We start from the raw sequence: 1,017 nt of genomic DNA, 5'->3' as shown, positions 1-1,017 counted from the left end.
CAACGCTCACGACGACGTCCGAGCACGGAACCGGACGGGCACACCGTCACCCGCAAGCACGACGCGTACGGAAACGTGCTGACGACCACCACCTGCCGGCAGGCGAACTCCTGCCAGACCTCCTACTTCAGCTACCACACCGACGCGGCCGACCCGATGGACCCGCTCAACGGCAAGGTGCTGTACGCCGCCGACGCCAGATCCGGCGCCACCGGCACCACCAACCCGGCCTACCGCACGGCGTACACCTACACGCCGTTCGGCGCGCTGGCCTCGGTGACCACACCCCCGACCGCGGACTACCCGAACGGCCGGACCGTCCGCTACCGGTACTACGCGAACGGCGAGAAGTCCACCGACAGACTCGGCATCGTCTACACCGAGCCCTTCGGCATGCTCGCCTCGGTCACCGACCCCAAGGGCCAGGTCACCAGATACCACTACTGCGACGCGGTCGGCGCCGGACGGCTGTGCAGCCGGACCGACCCCTCCGGGCAGACCACCTACTACAGCGTCGACGTGTTCGGCCGGGTGACCACCAAGGCGGTCGGCTCCGACACCTACCCGGTCACCTTCAACTCCGTCTCCGGGGCACTGGTCGGCGGCGTACAGACCAAGTACACCTACGACGCCCTGGACCGCGTCCTCACCGTCACCGACCAGCCCACCACCGACGCCGTCACCAGCATCGTCCACACTCCCAAGACCACGTACAGCTACGACGCGGACGGCGATCTCACCGGCAGGTCGACCGCCGACACCACCGGCCACGACACCACCCGCACCACCGGCTACGGCTACGACGACCACGACCGGGTCACCACCGTCACCGACCCCGCGAACCTGGTCACCCACTACACCTACGACGCCTTCGGCCGCACGGCCACCGAGACCGACCCGGGCGGGAACACCTACCGCTACGACCACTCGGCCACCGGGCAGTTGCTCACCACCACCCTCACCGGCTTCACCGGCGACCCCACCTCGCCCTCCGACTCACAGGACATGGTGACGGAG

Annotated in this window: 1 pseudogene; it reads left to right on the top strand. The window is 68.7% G+C overall.

Annotated elements, in window-relative coordinates:
* A pseudogene (locus tag ACFWI9_RS34845) lies at positions 1-1,017 on the top strand (hypothetical protein); the annotation flags it as partial.

The sequence above is a fragment of the Streptomyces sp. NPDC127084 genome, from assembly GCF_042724175.1.
GTDB lineage: Bacteria > Actinomycetota > Actinomycetes > Streptomycetales > Streptomycetaceae > Streptomyces.
This window is presented reverse-complemented; position numbering and strand designations above follow the sequence as displayed.